Raw genomic sequence first — 19,196 nt, 5'->3', positions numbered from 1 at the left:
GCCGGAATCGTGTTGCACTTTGATTGACTCGTCAATCAACAAAAACAGGGAGAGACATCATGACGCTCAAGACAACCCTTTCGGCGCTGGCGATCCTCGCCGCCGCTCCTGCCATCGCGGATTGCGAAACCGTGCGCTTCTCCGACGTGGGCTGGACCGACATCACCGCCACCACCGCCACCGCCTCGGTCGTGCTCGAGGCGCTCGGTTACGAGACCGAAACCAAGCTGCTGGCGCTGCCGGTCACCTTCTCGTCGCTCGCCGCGGGCGATCTCGACGTGTTCCTCGGCAACTGGATGCCCTCGATGGAGGCCGATATCGCCCCCTATACCGAGGCGGGCACCATCGACACCGTGCGCGCCAACCTCGAAGGCGCGAAATACACCCTCGCCACCAACGCCGCGGGCGCCGCGCTCGGGATCACCGATTTCGGCAACATCGCCGACCAGGCCGAGGCGCTCGACAGCACGATCTACGGCATCGAGCCGGGCAACGACGGCAACCGGCTGATCCTCGACATGATCGAGGCCGGCGAGTTCGGCCTGTCCGGCTTCCAGGTGCGCGAAAGCTCCGAACAGGGGATGCTGGCGCAGGTGTCGCGCGCCTCTGACCGCGACGAGCCGATCGTCTTCCTCGGCTGGGAACCGCACCCGATGAACGCCAACTATGATCTGACCTACCTGACCGGCGGCGACGACTGGTTCGGCCCCGACCTCGGCGGCGCGACCGTCTACACCAACACCCGCGCCGGCTATGTCGAGGAATGCCCCAACGTCGGTGCGCTCCTGATGAACATGGAGTTCACGCTGGCGATGGAAAACCAGATCATGGCCGCGATCCTCGACGAGAACGAAAACCCGGCCGATGCCGCCCGCGCCTGGCTCGCCGCCAACCCCGACGCCTGGGCGGGCTGGCTCGACGGTGTGACCACGAAGGACGGCGGCGATGCCGTCGCCGCGATGAACGCGGCCCTCGGCCTGTAATGAGACCGGCCCCGCCCGCCATCGCGGGCGGGGCCGCACCTGCCATGCCGCAAAGCCGGTTACATATCGCCACCACCGGCCCGCAGGACTGGCAGGCGCGCCTTGCCGACCCGGTCAAGCAGTGGAAGCGCGGCTATTCGGCCCGCACCGCCGCCCATGCCTGGGAAGCGGCGAGCCCCGGCTTTCCGCCCGAGGTGGCCGCACTGCTCGGGCCGGACGCCGAGTTGCAGCTTGCCATCGTCGAGCACAAGGTCGCCCTGCCTGGCGGCACCCGCGAAAGCCAGCAAGACCTGTTCTGCCTCGCCCACGCAGGCGGCGAAGACATGGCGGTGACCATCGAGGCGAAGGTGAACGAAAGCTTCGACAAGACCGTTGCGGAATGGTTCGCCAAGCCCTCGCCCGGCAAACGCACCCGGCTGGCGGCGCTTTGCGCCGATCTCGGCATTGCCGATCCGCCGCCGGGAGGCTTGCGCTACCAGCTTCTGCACCGCACCGCCGCGGCGGTGATCGAGGCACGGCGCTTTCACCGCCCGGTGGCGGCGATGATCGTGCATTCCTTCTCGCCCGACGCGCGCTGGCTCGACGATTTCGCCACCTTCGCCACCCACCTCGGGCTCGACGCCGGGCCGGGTCGCGCCGCGCGCAAGACCCTGGCCTGCGGCACCGCGCTGATCCTCGGCTGGGCGCCGGGCGATCCTGCCTTTCTCGCCGCATGACCGGCGCGCACCACACCGCCTCCCCACAAGGCGCTTGCTCCCCCTGCCCCCCGCTGGCAGGTTTGACCCCGGAGGGACGGGAATGAACTGGTTGACGGAATGGAAGATCCCCGTGGGCAAGACCGCGCGCACGGTGTTTGACTGGTTGCAGGACGTGGGCGCCCCGTTCTTCGACTGGGTCTCATGGCTGATGGAAAACATGATCGACGGCATCCTGTGGGTGTTGCAGTCGCCGCCGCCCATCGCCGTTGTCGCCGCTTTCGCGCTGCTCACCTTTGCGTTGCAGCGCAACTGGAAGACGGCGCTGCTCGTCACCCTCGGATTCCTGTTCATCCTCAACCAGGGCTATTGGGAGGCCACCACGGAAAGCCTGACGCTGGTGCTCTCGGCCGGCGTGGTCTGCATGAGCCTCGGCGTGCCGATCGGCATCGCCGCGGCGCACCGGCCCAGGCTCTACACCTGGATGCGCCCGGTGCTCGACCTGATGCAGACCCTGCCCACCTTCGTCTACCTGATCCCGGCCATCGTCTTCTTCGGTATCGGCATGGTGCCGGGCCTGCTGGCGACGGTGATCTTCGTGCTGCCCGCGCCGATCCGCCTCACCCACCTGGGCATCAGCCGCACGCCGGTGGCGCTCAAAGAGGCGGCGCAGGCCTTCGGCGCCACCAGGAGCCAGCTTTTGTGGAAGGTGGAACTGCCCTATGCCATGCCGCAGATCATGACCGGGCTGAACCAGACGATCATGCTCTCGCTGTCGATGGTGGTGATCGCCGCACTGGTGGGCGCCGACGGGCTCGGCGTGCCGGTGGTGCGCGCGCTCAACCAGGTCAATACCGCGCTCGGCTTCGAGAGCGGTTTCGTGATCGTCGTGGTGGCGATCCTGCTCGACCGGATGCTGAGGGTGGAACGCAAATGAGCGCAGAAGAGCGCAAGACGGCCGTCTCCTTCGACCGCGTCTCGATCGTCTTCGGCAACCGCCCCGAAAGCGCGCTGCCGCTGATGGACGAGGGCCAGGACCGCGCCAGCGTGCAGGAGGCCACCGGCCAGGTGCTGGGCGTTCACGACTGCACCCTCGACGTGATGGAAGGCGAGATCCTCGTGCTGATGGGCCTGTCGGGCTCGGGCAAGTCGACACTCCTGCGCGCGGTGAACGGGCTGAACCCGGTGGTGCGCGGACAGGTGCGGGTGTCGGACGGCGAAAACCTCATCGACGTCACCCATGCCGACGCCGCCACCCTGCGCCGCATCCGGCTGCGCAAGGTGGCCATGGTGTTTCAGCAGTTCGGCCTGCTGCCCTGGCGCACCGTGCGCGACAACATCGGCCTCGGGCTGGAACTGGGCGGCATGAGCAAGGCGGCGCGTCACGCCAAGGTCGACGAGCAACTCGAGATGGTCGGCCTCGCCGACTGGGCCGACCGCATGGTGAGCGAGCTTTCGGGCGGGATGCAGCAGCGCGTCGGGCTGGCCCGCGCCTTCGCCACCGATGCGCCGATCCTGCTCATGGACGAGCCGTTCTCGGCGCTCGACCCGCTGATCCGCACCCGGCTTCAGGACGAGCTGATCGAGTTGCAGGAGACGCTGCGGCGCACCATCATCTTCGTCAGCCACGACCTCGACGAGGCGTTCAAACTCGGCGACAGGATCGCGATCATGGAGGGCGGGCGGATCGTGCAGGTGGGTAGCCCGCGCGAGATCTTCACCGCGCCGGCGGATGATTACGTCTCAGATTTCGTCGCCCAGATGAACCCGCTCGGCGTGCTCACCGCCCGCGACGTGATGGGGCCGGTGGGCGGCGCCACCAATGCGCAGGTGCCGCCCGGCACACCGGTGAAGGCGGTGATGTCGGCGCTCACCGGCGAGGTCGCGGCGGTGGCGGTGGTGGAAAACGGCGCCGAGGTCGGCCGGATCGACCGCGAACAGGTGCTGGCCCGGCTGCTCGATCCGCGCGGGACGTGAGGGGTTTCGCCCGCTGACGCGGGCGACCCGCGCCGCGCGTACGCGCGGCGGCGTGGATTGCAGAGATCACGCTTTTCCGGCCATGTCGGCGCCATTTTCGAGCGTTTGAATTTCAACTTTCTTGCCTCCGGCGGGAGTATTTTCGACAAGATGAAGGGGCTAGATCTTGGGCTCGTTCACCACCGGCGTGACCCGGCGCTTCAGCACCGCTTCGCGCCAGGTGATGAAGCTGACCGCGCTGATGATCAGCCCGCCGCCGACGATCACCCAGAGATCCGCCGGTTCGGCGAAGAACATCGCGCCGATCAGCACCGACCAGACAAGCTGCAGGAAGGTGACCGGCTGGGTCACCGTCATCGGCGCGGCCGCGAAGGCGCGGGTCATGCTGTAATGCCCTGCCGTGGCGAATGCCGCGACGCCGAAGAGCCCGCCCACCTCGGCCGGCGTCGGGGGAATCCAGTTCGCCAGCGCGAAGGGGGCGAGCCCGATGGTCACGGTGATCGAGAGCATCGCTACCACCACCACCGGGCGCACCAGCCCGGCGAGCCGGTTGGCCATCAGGTAGGAGGCCGCGAACAGCACCGCGGCGGCGAGCATGGCCATGTGGCCCGGGTCGATCTCGCGCACACCCGGGCGCAGGATGATGAGGGCGCCGACAAGCGCCGCTGCAATCGCGGCGATCCGGCGCGCGGCGAGTTTTTCACCGAAGAAAAGCGCCGCCCCGAGCGTGACGAACACCGGGTTGAGGTAGTTGATCGCGGTGACCTCGGCCATCGGGATGCTGGCTATGGCATAGAACCACAGGATCACGCCGATGGTGTGGGCCAGCCCGCGCGCCGAGAACAGCACCAGCGTGGGCCATGGCAGCGGCGCGGCGAGCAGCGGGCGCAGCATCGGCACGAGGAAGACAAGCCCGAGAAGGTAGCGCAGGAAGGCGCTCTCCGCCGCCGGGATGCGGCTGCCGACGATCTTTACCAGCGCGGTGACCATGACGAAATTGAGCCCGGTCGCGAGCATCCACAGGACACCCGCGAGGGGGTTGCCGGTCTGGACTGCACGCGCCTCGGACATGGCGCGATCTGACCCCAAGCGCCGCCCGGGTGCAAGAGCGCGCACGGGCCGGCCTCAGCCGAGCTGGGCCAGAACCTCGTCGGTCGCCTCGAAATTGGTGGTCACGTGCTGAACGTCGTCGTCGTCTTCGAGCGCGTCGATCAGCTTCATGAGCTTTTCCATGTCCTCGAGGCCAAGCTCGGTGGTGGTGGCGGGCTTCCAGATCAGCTTGGTCGAGTCCGATTCGCCCAGCGTCGCCTCCAGCGCGGTCGAGACCTCGTTGAGATCGGTATCGGCGCAATAGATGACGTGGCCGTCTTCCGAGCTTTCCACGTCTTCCGCCCCGGCCTCGATCGCGGCCTCGAAGATCGCCTCGTCATCGCCGGCGCTGGCGGGATAGACGATCTCGCCTTTGCGCTCGAACATGAAGCTCACCGAGCCGGTTTCGCCGAGGTTGCCGCCGTGCTTGCCGAAAGTGGAGCGCACGTTGGAGGCGGTGCGGTTGCGGTTGTCGGTCATCGCCTCGACGATCACCGCAACGCCGTTCGGGCCGTAGCCCTCGTAGCGGATCTCGTCGTAGTTCTCCGCGTCGCCGCCCTGGCTCTTCTTGATCGCGCGGTCGATCACGTCCTTGGGCACGGATTGCGACTTCGCCTCCTTCACCGCGAGGCGCAGGCGCGGGTTCTTGTCGGGGTCGGGGTCGCCCATCTTCGCGGCCACGGTGATTTCCTTGGCCAGCTTCGAGAAGAGTTTCGACCGCGCGGCGTCCTGCCGCCCCTTGCGGTGCTGGATGTTCGCCCATTTTGAATGGCCAGCCATGAAGTGCTCCAACAATGATCCGATGCCGCGCTTCTATAGGGCAAGCCCACCGGGCGGGGCAAGGCCCCCCTGCCTCTTCTCCCCGGACGAAAGACTAGCCGGGAGGATATCGGGGTGAACCCTGCGGAAAATGTCGCGCGCGCCGCCCCACCGTTCCCTTTGCGCCGCCCCGCCGCCCGCGCTATGGCTTGGCCATGAGCACAGACCAGATCATCCTGTTCGCCATCTTCTTCGCCGTCTTCGTCCTGCTGATCTGGGGCCGGCTGCGTTACGATATCGTGGCCTTTTCCGCGCTCATGCTGGCGGTGGTGCTGGGCGTGGTGCCGACGGGCAGCGCCTTCGAGGGGTTCGGCCACCCCGCCACCTTGATCGTTGCGCTCGTGCTGATTGTCTCGGCAGGGTTGGTGCGCTCGGGCGCGGTGTTCCTGATCACCCGCACGATGATCGACTCGAGCCGCTCGCTGGGCGCCCATATCACGGTGATGGGCGTGGTCGGCGGCGCGCTCTCGGCCTTCATGAACAACGTCGCCGCGCTGGCGCTGCTGATGCCCGTCGATATGCAGACCGCGCGCAAGGCCGGGCGCGCGGCAAGGCTCAGCCTGATGCCGCTCAGCTTCGCCACCATCCTCGGCGGCATGGCCACGCTGATCGGCACGCCGCCCAACATCATCATCTCCTCGATTCGCGAAACCTCGCTGGGCGAACCCTTCCGGATGTTCGATTTCGCCCCGGTCGGCGCGATCACGGCGCTTGTCGGGCTGGTTTTCGTGGCGCTCGTCGGCTGGCGGCTGATCCCTGAGGCAGAGGACGAGGAGGTCATCTCTGACCCGATGCGGGCCTATTCGGAATACATCGCCGAACTGGTGGTTCCGGACGAATCCGACCTGATCGGCAAACGCGTGCAGGATCTCTACGAGGACGCCGAGCGCAACGACGTGGCGATCCTCGGGCTGGTGCGCGACGGCAAGCGGCGCTACGGCACCAGCCGGACGACGAAACTCGCCGCCGGCGATACGCTCGTGATCGAGGCCGCGCCCGAGGCGCTCGACGAATTCCGTGCCGCCCTCGACCTCGATTTCACCGATTCCAAGCGCAAGGAGAGGCTGAAGGCCGCTGGCGCGGGGCTGTCGCAGATCGAGGTGGTGGTCACCGAAAGCGCGAGGATCAACGGCAAGACGGCGCAGGCGATCGGGCTGAACTGGCGCCGCCGCGCGGTGCTGCTGGGCATCTCGCGCGGCGGCAAGCCGTTTCGCAGCCAGGTTCGCAAGACCGTCGCCCACCCCGGCGACATCCTGCTGCTGCTCGTGCCCGAAGGCAGCGAAGCGGAGGTGACCGAGTGGCTCGGCTGCCTGCCGCTGGCTCAGCGCGGGCTTTCGATGACGCAGCACAACAAGGTCTGGCTCGCCATCGGGCTGTTCGGCGCGGCGGTGGCGGCGGCGAGCCTCGGGCTGGTCTATCTGCCGGTGGCCCTAGGGATCGTGGTGCTGGGGTTCGTTTTCATCGGCGTGCTGCCGCTGCGCGAGCTTTACGATCACGTCGAATGGCCGGTGGTGGTTCTGCTCGGTTCGATGATCCCGCTCGGCTCGGCGCTGGAAACGCTGGGCGGCACCGAGTTGATCGCCGACGGGCTTATCTCCCTTGCCGGCGACTGGCCGGCCTGGGCGGTGCTGACCGCGATCATGGTGGTCACCATGACCCTCTCGGACGTGCTCAACAACACCGCCACCGCGATCGTCGCGGCGCCGATCGGGATCGAGATGGCCGGCAAACTCGGGGTCAACCCCGATCCGTTCCTGATGGCGGTGGCGGTGGCCGCTTCCTGCGCCTTCCTCACCCCGATCGGGCACAAGAACAACACCCTGATCCTCGGCCCAGGCGGCTACCGTTTTGGCGACTACTGGCGCATGGGCCTGCCGCTCGAGGTGATCGTGGTGGCAACCTCGGTGCCCCTGATCCTGGTGTTCTGGCCACTCTGAACGATCCCGGCGGCGCGATTGGCTGCCTCGTGACGCGAGGCTTCGCACGGCGGGATCGTTCCTGGGCCGCAAGCCGGCGCTTTCATCCCTCGCCGAAGGGGTCGGGGCGCGGGTGGGCGTCGAGCCAGTCGCGGACGATGTCACAGAGCATCGCTTTCCAGTTCTCCGCCGTCAGCCCCTCGACATGCCCCTGCGTGCCGTTCGCCTCCGCCTCGCGGATAGCGTGCTTGAGCTTGTAGAAGATGTGCAGGTCGGGCGTCTCGTGGTCGAACCACAGCCGCGAGACGAGCTTGAGCGACTGGAAATCCTCGCCGCCCGAGGCGAGGACGTCTTCGAGGTGGCCGTAGGCGAGCCATTGCGTCGCCTCGTCTTGGCTCGACGGCGTCACCAACCCCTGTTCGCGCGCGATCTGGCCGACGAGATCGGAGATCTCCGACCAGTAATAGGGCGGCTGGAGCGCGGTGAGCGCCCAGATCCCGTCTGAGTAGCGCTCGCCGTCGACCATGGCCCAGCCCCACTCCATCGCCGGCTCGGCCATCTCGATGGTCAGGTGCCGAAGCGCGAGAATGTCGGCGGTCTGGCGGCGCAGGTCCTTGGTCATGGCTTCCCCCTCGTTGACGGGCGGGATGTGGCGGCGGCGGGGTGCTGCATCAATGCGGCGGTTTGGCACGGGGTCACAAGGGCCAGATCAACGGGATCAGCGCAGAGGCCAGCAACCCCATGGAGAGGTTGAGCGGGATGCCCACCTTCATGAAATCGGTGAAGCGGTAGCCGCCGGGGCCGTAGACCAGCGTGTTGGTCTGGTAGCCGATCGGCGTGGCGAAGGCGGCGGAGGCGGCCACCATCACCGCTACCACCAGCCCGCGCGGATCGAGCCCGAGCGCCTGCGCCAGCCCGATGGCGATCGGGGTGACCACCACCGCGACGGCGTTGTTCGACACCAGTTCGGTCAGCACCGAGGTCATCAGGTAGATCGCCCAGACAATCAGGAAGGGCGGCAGCCCGGCAAGCTGCGGCGCGAGCGCGCCCGCGATCAGCGCGACCGCCCCCGAGGCCTCCAGTGCCGCACCGATGGCGAGCATGGCGAAGATCAGCGCGAGCAGGCGGCCGTCGATGAACGAAAACGCCTCGTCGGCGTCCACCGCCCGGGTGACGAACACCACCGCCACCGCCACCACCGCAAGCGCGAGGATCGGCGCCACGCCAAGCGCGGCGAGCGTCACGATGCCGACCAGCGCCCCGACCGCAACCGGCACGTGGCCGCGGCGGAAGGCCCGGGCCGAGGGCCGGGCCACGTCAACGAGGTTCATCTCGTTGGCAAGTCGCTGGATCTCTTCCGGCGCGCCTTCGAGCAGCAGGGTGTCGCCCACGCGCACCTTCACCTCGTCGAGCAGGCCGCCGAGGTTCTGGTTACGCCGGTGAACCGCGAGCGGGTAGACGCCGAAGCGGCGACGCAGGCGCAACTGGCCCAGCGTGCGCCCCACCATCTTGCACCCCGGCGTGATCAGCGCCTCGACGGTGACGGTTTCGACCGACGAAACCTGGTCGACCCGCTGCAGGCTCGGGTCGTTCTGAAGCGACAGGAGTTCCGCCATCGGGGTGCGCAGCACCACCCGGTCACCCATCTGCAGCCGCACGCCCGCGAGGTTGCGCCTCAACGACAGGTCGCCCCGGATCACGTCGATCAGCCGCACCCCTTCGCGGCGGAACATCTGCACCTCCAGCACCTCGCGCCCGATCAGGTTGCTCTCGGGCGGAATCACCGCCTCGGTGAAAAACTTCTTGCGGGCGTGGTCGGTCAGCAGCGCGGCGAGCGAGCTGCGTTCGGGCAGGAGGCGGGGCGCGACCAGGTAGAGATAGGCCATGCCCCAGAGCACGAGCACGATGGTGAGCGGCGTGATCTCGAAGATGGTGAAGGCCGCGAGCCCCTGCGCCCGCGCCACGCCGTCGACGAGCAGGTTGGTGGAGGTGCCGATCAGCGTGAGCGTGCCGCCCATGATCGCGCCGTAGGACAGCGGGATCAGCACGCGCGACGGCGCAAGCCCCATGCGCTTGGCCAGCTGGATGAACACCGGGATCATCACCACGACCACCGGCGTGTTCGAGACCACGGCGGAGGCGAAGACGACGAAGCCCATGAGCAGCGCGAAGGCAAGATATGGCCGGTCGCTGGCCTGCCCCTGCGCCATCTGGGTGAACCATTCCAGCGCCCCGGTGCGCACCAGCGCGCCCATGATGATGAACATCGCCGCGATGGTCCATGGCGCAGGGTTCGCCAGCACCGAAAGCCCGGCCTCGTAGGGCAGAACCCCGGTCACCAGCAGCGCCGCGACCCCGGCGATCGCCACCACCTCGGTGGGAAAGACCTCGCGCATGAACATCGCGAACATCGCCAGCACCACGCCCAGCGCGATGAACGCCTCCATGTCGCGCGAGAAATCGAAGAGTTCCATGGCAAGCCCCGGTGACTGTGTTCAGTCTCGCCCGCGCGACGGCGCGCGGCAAGGGGTCACGGGCCCGCGCCCGCCAGCCGCCCGCCCTCGCGGATCATCTCGACCCGGGTCGCCTTGCCGGTGGCGTCGTCGGTCTCGATATAGAGCCCCGAGAGCGTGGCCTCGCCCATCGCCGGCTCGAAGCGGTTTTTCGCCATGCCGGTGACGAAGCGGCGCAGCGGCTCGGCCTTGTCCATGCCGATCACCGAGTTGTAATCGCCGCACATGCCCGCGTCCGTCTGGTAGGCGGTGCCGCCGGGCAGGATCATCGCGTCGGCAGTGGGCACATGGGTGTGGGTGCCCACCACCACGCTGGCGCGGCCGTCGAGGAAATGGCCCATCGCCATCTTCTCGGATGTGGCCTCGCAATGCACGTCGACGAGAATCGCCTGGGCCTGCCCGCCGCGCGGCCAGGGCTTCAGCGCCGCCTCGATGGTGGCGAAGGGATCGTCGAAGGCGCGCTTCATGAACACCTGACCGAGCACCTGCGCCACCAGCACCTTGCGCCCGCGCGCGTCCGAAAACAGCCTGGCGCCCTGCCCCGGCGCGCCCTTGGCATAGTTCAGCGGGCGGATGATGCGCTGCTCCTGGGTGCAGAAGCTCAGCATGTCTTTCTGGTCGAAGGCGTGATCGCCCAGCGTGACCACGTCGGCCCCGGCGGCGAGAAACTCCTTCGCATGGGCTCCGCTGAGCCCCATGCCGCCGGTCGCGTTCTCGCCGTTGACCACGACGAAATCGAGCTTCCAGCGCTCGCGAAGGCCGGGCAGGCGCTCCGTGATCGCGCGCCGTCCGGCACGGCCGACGACATCTCCGAGAAACAGGATCTTCATGGCGCTTCCCTAGGCGGAAAGCATGATGGGCGCAACGGGGCAAGATCCTTGAAAGGATCCTGGCAAGGATTTTCGAAAATCCCTGCCCGCTCAGAAGGTGAGCGTGAAGGCGTCGGTGACGATGGCGTCAAGCGGCTGGTCGGTGGGTTCCAGCGGCAGGCTTTCGGCCTCCTGCGCGGCATAGGCGTAACCGATCGCAAGCGTCGGGCGTTCGGCGCGCAAACCCTCCAGCGTGCGGTCGTAGAACCCGCCACCATAGCCGAGCCGCCCGCCGGCGCGGTCGAAGGCCACCAACGGCACGATCAGCACCTCGGGCACCACTGTGCCGCCGGTTTCGGGCACCAGCGCGCCAAAAGTGCCCGCCACCATCGTCGTGCCAGGACGCCAGCGGCGGAAGCTGAGCGGCTGGCCCTTCGCCTCGATCACCGGCACGCCGACGGGGCCATGCGCAGCCATTTCCGCCATAACCGGCAGCGGGTTGATCTCGGTGCGGATCGGCATGTAGCCGGAGACGGCCCGGCCCTGGTAGGGCGCGAGCAACGCCGCAAGCCGGGCCTGCGCCGCACCGTCCAGACCGCGGGCATGGGCGGCCGCCCGGCGCTCGAACGCCGCCTTGCGCGCGGCTTTCTTTTCCGCGTCCAGCATCATATCAGCACCGTCGCCGCGAGGCCGAGGAAGGCGAAAAAGCCCACCACGTCGGTCACCGTGGTCACGAAGGTGCCCGAGGCGAGCGCCGGGTCCACCCCGAGTTTTTCCAGCACGATCGGGATCATCACCCCCGCGAGCGCGGCCACGATCAGGTTGATTACCAGCGCCGCCGCGATCACCGCGCCGATGCCGAACGTGCCGAAGATCAGCGCGGTGACGAGGCCGAGCGGCACCGCCAGCACCAGCCCGTTGACCACCCCCACCATCGCCTCGCGCCGGATCACGCGCCACGCGTTGGCCGCGGTCAGATCGCGGGTGGCGAGGCCGCGCACCGTCACGGTCAGGCTCTGGGTGCCGGCGTTGCCGCCGAGAGTGGCCACGATCGGCATCAGCACCGCGAGCACGACGAGCGCGGCGATGGTGTCTTCGAACTGGGCGATCACCAGCGCCGCCAGCGCCGCCGTGCCGAGGTTGACAACGAGCCATGGCAGACGCCGCTTCATCGTCACGAAGACGCCGTCCAGCAGCCGGCTTTCGCCGACGCCGGCCAGCCGCAAGATGTCTTCCTCGTGCTCCTCGTCGAGGATCGCCATCGCATCGTCGATGGTGATCACGCCGACGAGGCGGTCGTCGGCATCCACCACCGGGGCGGAGATCAGGTGGTAATGGTTGAAGGCGTAGGCCACCTCCTCCTCGTCCTGTGATGCCCGGATTGTGCGAAAACTGTCATCCACGAGATCGGCGAGCCTCGTCGAACGGGAATGCGACATGATCCGCCCGAGGGTGACATAACCGGTCGGGCGCATCCGCGGGTCGACGATGATGACGTGATAGAATTGGTCGGGCAGGTCGGCATGCGCGCGCATGTGGTCGATAGCCTGGCCCACGTTCCAGTGTTCGGGCGCCACCACCATCTCGCGCTGCATCAGTCGCCCGGCGGTTTCCTCGGGGTAGGTCAGCGATTGCTCGACCGCCACCCTGTCGCCAGCCGTGAGGGCGTCGAGAATCGCTTCCTGCTGCGGCGTCTCGAGGTCTTCGATAAGGTCGACGACATCGTCGGATTCGAGGTCGCGCACCGCTTCGGCCAGCACCTCCGGCGCCATCGCCCCGACGACGTCCTCGCGCAGGCTCTCGTCGAGCTCCGACAGGATCTCGCCATCGAATCCGGCGCCGTAGAGTCGCACCAGGGCGGCACGGGGCTTGCGGTCGAGATGTTCGAGAATGTCGGCGATATCCGCCGGGTGAAGCGGATCGAGCAACTGCGCCAATGCCGCGCCGTCGCCCGCGTCCAGTGCCCGGCGAACATGGCCAAGACGCTCCCGGTCGAGCGCGAAGCCGCCATCGTCCGACGTGGGGTCGGGGGTCTGATCCTCAGCCATCGCTGCCCTCCCTGCTGGCGTCACGGACAATAGGCGAAGGCGGGCGTCAGGAACAGGGGGGAAAGGCGTGGACGGCGGCGGCCCGGCCGCCTAATCTCACGCGCTGGAAAACGAGGCACACGATGCAGATTCTCCTGGGCCAGACCCTGACCTTCACCGACAATCCCTTCCGGGTGCCGCCCGCCGAGGCGGTGCGCCACGAGCGCCACGGCGCGGTGGTGGTCGAGGCGGGACGGATCGTCTCCGTCGGCCCGGCCGAGGCGTTGCGCGCCGCTCATCCCGGCGCGGAAGTGACCGACCACGGCGCGGCACTGATCTCGCCCGGCTTCATCGACGCCCACGCGCATTATCCGCAGACCGCGATCATCGCGAGCTGGGGCAAGCGGCTGATCGACTGGCTCAACCACTACACCTTTCCCGAGGAAGCCCGTTTCGCCGATCCGGCCCACGCGGCCGAGATCGCCGCGCGCTATTTCGACCTCACGCTTGCCAACGGCACCACCACCACGGTGAGCTACTGCACGATCCATCCCGAGAGCGTAGAAGCCTATTTCGCCGAGGCGCAACGGCGGGGCCTGCGCGCGCTCGGCGGCAAGACCTGCATGGACACCAACGCGCCCGACGATCTGCGTGACACGGCGCAATCCGCCTACGACGATTCAAAGCGCCTGCTGGGGCGCTGGCACGGGGTCGACCGGCTTGGGTATGTCATCACCCCGCGATTCGCCCCGACCTCGTCGCGCGAACAGCTCGAAGGCCTGGGCGCGCTCTGGGGTGAGCACCCGGAGGTGCTGATGCAGACCCACCTGAGCGAGCAGCACGAGGAGATCGCCTGGGTCGCCGAACTGTTCCCCGAGGCGCGCGACTACACCGACGTCTACGATCGCTCCGGGCTTCTGCGCGAGGGCGCCCTGATGGGCCACGCGATCCACCTCTCCCGGCGTGAACGCGACCGTCTGCGCGAGGCGGGTGCGAGCCTGATCCATTGCCCGACCTCCAACACCTTCATCGGCTCGGGGCTGTTCGACATGGACGGGCTGATGCGCGAGGGCCAGCGCGTTGGGCTCGCCACAGACACCGGCGGCGGCTCGTCGTTCTCGATGCTGCGCACCATGGCGGCGGCCTACGAGGTGGCGCACCTGCGCGGCGCGGTGCTGCACCCGGCGCAGCTGTGGTGGCTCGCCACCGCCGGATCGGCCGAGGCGTTGCGGCTGGGCGACAGGATCGGCACCCTCGCCCCGGGCTATGAGGCCGACCTCGCGGTGATCGACCTTGCCTCCACACCGGCAATCGCGCAGCGGGCAGCGCGGGCGGAGGCGCTCTGGGAGGCGGTTTTCCCGACCATCATGATGGGCGACGACCGCGCCATCCTGGCGGCTTACGCGGGCGGACGGCGGGTCTAGGCAGGGGGCGCTGCCCCCTCTTGGCCTGCGGCCAATTCACCCCCGAGGTATTTTTCGACCCAAGAAGGGGGGCGGGGGCGGGCACGGCAGTTGAGATGTTCATCACCCTTGGCTGGTTGGCAGTGACCATCCGGCTTTCACGCTCCACCGCGCGCACGGATCAGAGCGTCGGTGACCCTCAATCGAGTGGCGCGCGCGACAGCACCTCGAGCGCGGCGGCGTGGATCTCGGCGTTCGCCGCCGCCAGCACCCGGCCGCCATCGCGGGCCGATCCGCCGCGCCAGTCGGTCACCACGCCGCCCGCCGCCTCGATCACCGCCATCGGCGCCTGGATGTCATAGGCCTGCAACCCGGCCTCGACCACGAGGTCGATCTGGCCCAGCGCCACCAGCGCGTAGGCGTAGCAATCGAGCCCGTAGCGGGTGAGCTTCACCCGCCCCGCCAGATCACCGAACGCCGCCGCTTCGGCGGTGCTGCCGACCTCGGGAAAGGTGGTGAACAGGATCGCCTCGGAAAGCGGACGGGGCGCGCGCGTCGCCAGAGGGCGCCGGCCCTGCGGGCCTTCTGCCCAAGCCTCGCCGAAACCGCCAAGGAAGCGCTCGCCGATAAAGGGCTGGTCGATCAGGCCGAGGCGCGGGCCGGCATCATCGCCCACCGCGATCAGCACGCCCCAGGTCGGGGTGCCCGACAGGAAGGCGCGGGTGCCGTCGACCGGATCGAGCACCCAGGTCAGCCCGCTCGAGCCCGGCTGGAAGCCGAATTCCTCGCCGAGGATCGCATCCTCCGGGCGCAGGCGGGCGAGCACGGCGCGCATCGCCGTCTCCGCGTCGCGGTCGGCGGCGGTCACCGGGTCGAACCCGTCTTGATGCTTGTTGTCGGCCACCAAGGCGCCATCGCGGAAATGCGCGAGGGTCGCAGGACGCGCCGCGTCTGCGAGTGCGAGTGCGGTCGTCAACAATTCGTCGCGGGTCTGGGATGTGATCTCGCTCATGGCGCCACCGGGATCAGGTTATCCCGGCGGTAGCCAATGGGCGGGGGCACGTCAAGCGGCGTCGGACAGAACGCGGGCGAGTTCGAAGAGGCGACGGCGCTGGTTTTCCGGGATCGCATAATAGGAGCGGACCAGTTCGAGCGCTTCCTTGTCGGCCAGGATATCGCCCGGCAGGGCGGATTCGACGGGCTTGTTCGCGCCGCCTTCGAGACCTTCGAAGAAGAAGCTGACCGGAACAGCGAGGGTTTCGGCGATGTCCCAAAGCCGCGACGCGCTGACGCGGTTCATCCCGGTTTCGTATTTCTGGATCTGCTGAAACTTGATGCCTACGCGCTCGGCCAGCTGCTGCTGGGTCATCCCCACCATCCAGCGGCGATGACGGATGCGCTTGCCCACGTGGACATCCACAGGATGTTTCATTATGCCTCTCCTTCGTGTGCCCCGACCATGTTATCAAAAACCACATGGGCCGCCACAACCACAACCTGTCTTTTTGGTCAGTTCCATCGCTTAGGATATTTTTGATAAATATCAATAAATTAAGCGGTCAATGCCAGCATTTTTCCACATTGCCTCATCGCCGCCGGAGCGCAGACCACACCCGCCATGCGTGTTTAACGAAGATATTTGCATTTTGCGAATCCGATTCCCCTGTTTTGCGAAGATACCCGTTTAGCGTGTATTCTTGCTTAAGCGGGGCCGGCAGGGGTGCCCACGCCCGCCATTTGATTTCGAATCGGACCCTGCTGCCGCAGGACGGACATGAAGGCATCCGGAGCGGCCGCATGGCCATGGCCCACCTCTCGCCTTGCCGCACGCGCTCGGCTAATAGGCGGGAACAGCAAGGGAGAGCCCGCATGAAAGCCTACCGCCTGACCTCCACCGGCACCGCGCCGGAGATCGCCGATCTGCCCGCGCCCGAGGCCGGGCCCGGCGAAGTTGTCGTCGAGATCGCTGCTTGCGGGCTCAACTTCGCCGATCTGCTGATGATCGAGGGCAAATACCAGCAAACGCCGCCCCCGCCCTTCACGCTGGGCATGGAGCTTGCGGGCACGGTGATCGCCCGGGGGCCCGGTGTCGACGCGCCCGCGCTCGGCACGCGGGTGGCGGTGATGGCCGGGTCGGGCGGGCTGGCCGAGATGGGGGCTTTTGCCGCGGAGGCCTGCCTGCCGATCCCCGACGCCATGCCCTTCGACGATGCCGCCGCCTTCCAGGTCGCCTACGGCACGAGCCACCTCGCGCTGGCGCGGCGCGCCCGGCTGGCCCCGGGCGAGACGCTGCTGGTGCTCGGGGCGGCCGGCGGCGTGGGCCTGACCGCGATCGAGATCGGCAAGCTGTTGGGCGCCACCGTGATCGCCTGCGCCCGAGGCGCGGAAAAGCTCGCGGTCTGCGCCGCCGCCGGCGCCGATCACCTGATCGACAGCAGCCGCGAGGATATCCGCGCGGCGGTGAAGGCGCTCGGCGGCGCCGACGTGGTTTACGATCCGGTGGGCGGCGACCAGTTCCGCGCCGCGCTCAGCGCGACCAATCCCGAGGGCCGCATCCTCGCGGTGGGTTTCGCCTCCGGCGACGTGCCGCAGATCCCGGCCAACCACCTGCTGGTCAAGAACATCGACGTGATCGGCTTCTGGTGGGGCGGCTATGCGCTGTTCAATCCCGCCGCGCTGCGCGAGAGCATGGCGGCGTTGATCGGCTGGTACGAGCAGGGCCGCCTTGCACCGCACATCAGCCACCGCCTGCCGCTCGACCGTGCCGCCGAGGCCTACGAGCTCCTGCGTACGCGCAAATCCACCGGCAAGATCGTCGTCACCATGGGCGCGGATCAGCCCTCGCCGTAAGCCTGCCGCAAGAGCGCCACCAGCGCCTGCCCGGCCTCGCCTTTCAGCGTGTCGGCAACGTAGAGATTCACCCGCATCGAGCTCAACGCCGGCAGAATGCCGCCGTGGTCGATGGGCTCCAGCGTGGCGGGCACGGTGCCCTCAAGCAGCGTGTGCACCGCGAGATCGGCGGCACATGTCACCTCGATCGTGCGGGTCATGTCGGAGGTAACGGCCATTTCCCACCCGATGCCGGCCGCGTCGAGCGCCGCCTCGACCTCGATGCGGTAGATGTTGCGCGTCTCGAAGGCCAGCCGCAGCGGGCGCTGGCGCCAGGCCCGCCCGCCGGGTGCGCCCACCCAGATCAGCGGCAGCGTGCTCAGCGTTTCGCCGCCCGCGTCGAGCCCGTTTTCGGTGGTGAGAATAAGGTCGCAGTCGCCATGGCGGAACATGTCTTTCAGCCGCTGGGTATAGGACGAATGCAGCGTGACCCTCATGCGCGGAAACTCGGCGTGGAAGCGCTGCAGCACCGGCGGCAAGGCGGGATAGACCACGTCATTCGGCACACCCAGCGCGATCTCGCCTTCGAATGCGGCATCGGTGAAGCGGGTCCAGACCTCGTCGTTGATCGCCAACATCCTTCGGGCATGGCCGAGCAACTGCTCGCCATCGGCGGTCAGCGCCACGCCGCGCCCCGACCGCTCGAACAGCGCCCGCCCGAGGGCATCTTCGAGCCGCTTCACCTGCATCGAGACCGCCGATTGCGTGAGGTGCAGAAGCCCTGCGGCGCGGGTCACGCTGCCCACCTCGGCAACCGTGGCGAAGGCCCGGAGCGCGGTCATGTCGAGGTTGTGCGCCATATTATGATCCGTGATGCGTTAGCTAAAAAACATTCATTTCCGTTATGTAAAGCCAGGCCCTATCTAGCGCAATGGGAGGGGCGAGACACAAACCACCTCCGTTGAGGCCAGGAGATCAAGATGCTTACGATGACCGCCAACCATGGCACCCGCCAAACCCACCGCCGTGCAGGATTCAACCCCGTGGTGTGGCTCCAGCGCGCGCTTGCCGTGCGCGAGCAGCGCACCCGGCTTGAAACCCTTGATGACCGGCTGTTGCGCGATATCGGCGTCGACCGAATGATCGCAAAGCACGAAGCCGAGCGCCCGTTCTGGGATCTGCCGCACTGAGCGGAGTTCACGGCGCCGTTAACAGGGGCCGCGATCGCTTCCGGAAAGCCTTGAAATTCGGGCCAAGCTCCCCGATATTTGGCTGAACGCGACGCCAAGGCGGCGACGCGACGTAATTTGGCTTTCAGGAGGCTGATACAGATGGCTGATTTGAAGACGATGCGGACGGCCGCAACCGGCGCCCGCACCGCCCAGATCGACGAGGGCCTGCGCGCCCACATGAACAAGGTCTACGGCACCATGTCCGTTGGCCTTCTGGTCACGGCCGGCGTGGCTTGGGCCTTCGGCTCCTCCCCCGCCATGCTCTCGATACTGCGCGATCCGGTCACGCTGTCGCCCAACATTCTCGGCTGGATCGTGATGTTCCTGCCGCTGGTGATGGTGTTTGCCTTCGGCGCGGCGATCAACCGCTTGTCCGCGGCCGGCGCACAACTCTACTTCTACGTCTTCGCGGCGGTGATGGGTCTGTCGATCTCGTGGATCTTCGCCGCCTTCACCGGGATCTCGATCGCGCAGACCTTCCTTGTCACCTCGATCTCCTTCGCCGGTCTCAGCCTCTACGGCTACACCACGAAGCGCGATATCTCGGGCTGGGGCGCGTTCCTGATCATGGGCCTGATCGGCCTGATCGTGGCCTCGATCGCGAACATCTTCCTCGGGTCGCCCGCGCTGCACTTCGCGATCTCGGTGATCGGTGTGCTGATCTTCGCCGGCCTCACCGCCTATGATACCCAGCGGCTGAAGACGGAATACATCCAGCACGCCCACGCGATGGACGGGGAATGGCTCGCCAAGTCGGCGATCATGGGGGCGCTGCACCTCTACCTCGACTTCATCAACCTGTTCATGTTCCTGCTGCAGTTCCTCGGCAATCGCGAGTAACCCGCACAAGACACGCAGTTCAAAGGGCCGGCCATTGTGCCGGCCCTTTTTCGTCCGAGGCGCC

Annotated in this window: 19 protein-coding genes; 9 read left to right on the top strand and 10 right to left on the bottom strand. The window is 67.5% G+C overall.

Annotated features, from left to right (window positions below; all coding sequences use genetic code 11):
• Positions 1 to 59: 59 nt before the first annotated feature.
• The 4 genes from choX (at position 60) to choV (ending at position 3,655) form a co-directional block, all read left to right on the top strand.
• Entirely contained in the window at positions 60 to 983 is a 924-nt protein-coding gene (choX, locus tag IEW01_RS04575) for a choline ABC transporter substrate-binding protein (protein WP_188526395.1), read from the top strand.
• On the top strand, positions 983 to 1,699 hold the full coding sequence (locus IEW01_RS04570; RefSeq protein WP_188526394.1) for a DUF6946 family protein: 717 nt from the start codon (positions 983 to 985) through the stop codon (positions 1,697 to 1,699). Before choX ends, IEW01_RS04570 begins: the two co-directional genes overlap by 1 nt.
• A gap of 82 nt (positions 1,700 to 1,781) precedes the next feature.
• Positions 1,782 to 2,615, top strand: coding sequence for a choline ABC transporter permease subunit (gene choW, locus IEW01_RS04565; RefSeq protein ID WP_188526393.1), 834 nt, complete (start codon positions 1,782 to 1,784; stop codon positions 2,613 to 2,615).
• Positions 2,612 to 3,655, top strand: a complete 1,044-nt coding sequence (gene choV / locus IEW01_RS04560) for a choline ABC transporter ATP-binding protein (protein ID WP_188526392.1) — start codon at positions 2,612 to 2,614, stop codon at positions 3,653 to 3,655. Before choW ends, choV begins: the two co-directional genes overlap by 4 nt.
• A 159-nt stretch (positions 3,656 to 3,814) precedes the next feature.
• On the opposite strand, the gene IEW01_RS04555 is transcribed toward choV, so the two are convergent.
• Positions 3,815 to 4,726 (bottom strand): DMT family transporter, encoded by a 912-nt coding sequence (locus tag IEW01_RS04555; RefSeq protein WP_188526391.1) that lies wholly within the window; start codon positions 4,724 to 4,726, stop codon positions 3,815 to 3,817.
• A 54-nt stretch (positions 4,727 to 4,780) separates the two neighbouring features.
• Positions 4,781 to 5,524 (bottom strand): YebC/PmpR family DNA-binding transcriptional regulator, encoded by a 744-nt coding sequence (locus IEW01_RS04550; protein ID WP_188526390.1) that lies wholly within the window; start codon positions 5,522 to 5,524, stop codon positions 4,781 to 4,783.
• A gap of 194 nt (positions 5,525 to 5,718) precedes the next feature.
• Between IEW01_RS04550 and IEW01_RS04545 the strand changes: the two genes are divergently transcribed.
• Positions 5,719 to 7,500 (top strand): SLC13 family permease, encoded by a 1,782-nt coding sequence (locus IEW01_RS04545; RefSeq protein WP_188526389.1) that lies wholly within the window; start codon positions 5,719 to 5,721, stop codon positions 7,498 to 7,500.
• An 82-nt stretch (positions 7,501 to 7,582) separates the two neighbouring features.
• Here IEW01_RS04545 and IEW01_RS04540 read toward each other — a convergent pair whose 3' ends face one another.
• The 5 genes from IEW01_RS04540 to mgtE form a co-directional block, all read right to left on the bottom strand.
• Positions 7,583 to 8,101, bottom strand: a complete 519-nt coding sequence (locus tag IEW01_RS04540; RefSeq protein ID WP_188526388.1) for a hypothetical protein — start codon at positions 8,099 to 8,101, stop codon at positions 7,583 to 7,585.
• A gap of 73 nt (positions 8,102 to 8,174) precedes the next feature.
• Positions 8,175 to 9,953, bottom strand: coding sequence for an SLC13 family permease (locus IEW01_RS04535; protein ID WP_188526387.1), 1,779 nt, complete (start codon positions 9,951 to 9,953; stop codon positions 8,175 to 8,177).
• 56 nt (positions 9,954 to 10,009) lie between these two features.
• Positions 10,010 to 10,822 carry a TIGR00282 family metallophosphoesterase gene (locus IEW01_RS04530; protein WP_188526386.1) on the bottom strand — a complete coding sequence of 271 codons (813 nt, stop codon included), beginning with the start codon at positions 10,820 to 10,822 and terminating at the stop codon, positions 10,010 to 10,012.
• 90 nt (positions 10,823 to 10,912) lie between these two features.
• A complete protein-coding gene (locus IEW01_RS04525) occupies positions 10,913 to 11,470 on the bottom strand; it encodes a 5-formyltetrahydrofolate cyclo-ligase (RefSeq protein WP_188526385.1) in 558 nt (185 codons plus the stop codon).
• On the bottom strand, positions 11,467 to 12,849 hold the full coding sequence (gene mgtE, locus IEW01_RS04520; protein WP_188526384.1) for a magnesium transporter: 1,383 nt from the start codon (positions 12,847 to 12,849) through the stop codon (positions 11,467 to 11,469). The genes IEW01_RS04525 and mgtE overlap by 4 nt, the downstream gene beginning before the upstream one ends.
• A gap of 122 nt (positions 12,850 to 12,971) precedes the next feature.
• Here mgtE and guaD point away from each other — a divergent pair, with 122 nt between their 5' ends.
• Positions 12,972 to 14,252 carry a guanine deaminase gene (guaD, locus tag IEW01_RS04515; RefSeq protein ID WP_188526383.1) on the top strand — a complete coding sequence of 427 codons (1,281 nt, stop codon included), beginning with the start codon at positions 12,972 to 12,974 and terminating at the stop codon, positions 14,250 to 14,252.
• 178 nt (positions 14,253 to 14,430) lie between these two features.
• Here the strand turns inward: guaD and IEW01_RS04510 are convergent, their stop codons facing one another.
• Together IEW01_RS04510 and IEW01_RS04505 are read right to left on the bottom strand one after the other, a co-directional pair.
• The gene (locus IEW01_RS04510; protein WP_188526382.1) at positions 14,431 to 15,243 is read right to left on the bottom strand and encodes an inositol monophosphatase family protein; all 813 of its coding nucleotides are present in this window, start codon (positions 15,241 to 15,243) and stop codon (positions 14,431 to 14,433) included.
• A 51-nt stretch (positions 15,244 to 15,294) separates the two neighbouring features.
• Positions 15,295 to 15,663 carry a helix-turn-helix domain-containing protein gene (locus tag IEW01_RS04505; RefSeq protein WP_188526381.1) on the bottom strand — a complete coding sequence of 123 codons (369 nt, stop codon included), beginning with the start codon at positions 15,661 to 15,663 and terminating at the stop codon, positions 15,295 to 15,297.
• 437 nt (positions 15,664 to 16,100) lie between these two features.
• On the opposite strand from IEW01_RS04505, the gene IEW01_RS04500 reads away from it, so the two are divergent.
• Positions 16,101 to 17,081, top strand: a complete 981-nt coding sequence (locus IEW01_RS04500; RefSeq protein ID WP_188526380.1) for an NADPH:quinone oxidoreductase family protein — start codon at positions 16,101 to 16,103, stop codon at positions 17,079 to 17,081.
• Here IEW01_RS04500 and IEW01_RS04495 read toward each other — a convergent pair.
• Positions 17,066 to 17,920, bottom strand: coding sequence for a LysR family transcriptional regulator (locus IEW01_RS04495; protein WP_188526379.1), 855 nt, complete (start codon positions 17,918 to 17,920; stop codon positions 17,066 to 17,068). The two genes, IEW01_RS04500 and IEW01_RS04495, sit on opposite strands and share 16 nt — an antisense overlap.
• 120 nt (positions 17,921 to 18,040) lie before the next feature.
• Between IEW01_RS04495 and IEW01_RS04490 the strand changes: the two genes are divergently transcribed.
• Entirely contained in the window at positions 18,041 to 18,250 is a 210-nt protein-coding gene (locus tag IEW01_RS04490; protein WP_188526378.1) for a DUF1127 domain-containing protein, read from the top strand.
• Positions 18,251 to 18,391: 141 nt separating this feature from the next.
• A complete protein-coding gene (locus IEW01_RS04485; RefSeq protein ID WP_188526377.1) occupies positions 18,392 to 19,132 on the top strand; it encodes a Bax inhibitor-1/YccA family protein in 741 nt (246 codons plus the stop codon).
• Positions 19,133 to 19,196: the final 64 nt, after the last annotated feature.

This window comes from Sinisalibacter lacisalsi (assembly GCF_014640115.1).
Lineage (GTDB): Bacteria > Pseudomonadota > Alphaproteobacteria > Rhodobacterales > Rhodobacteraceae > Sinisalibacter > Sinisalibacter lacisalsi.
Note: the sequence above shows the minus strand (reverse complement) of the source record. Positions and strands in the feature narration are given on the sequence as shown.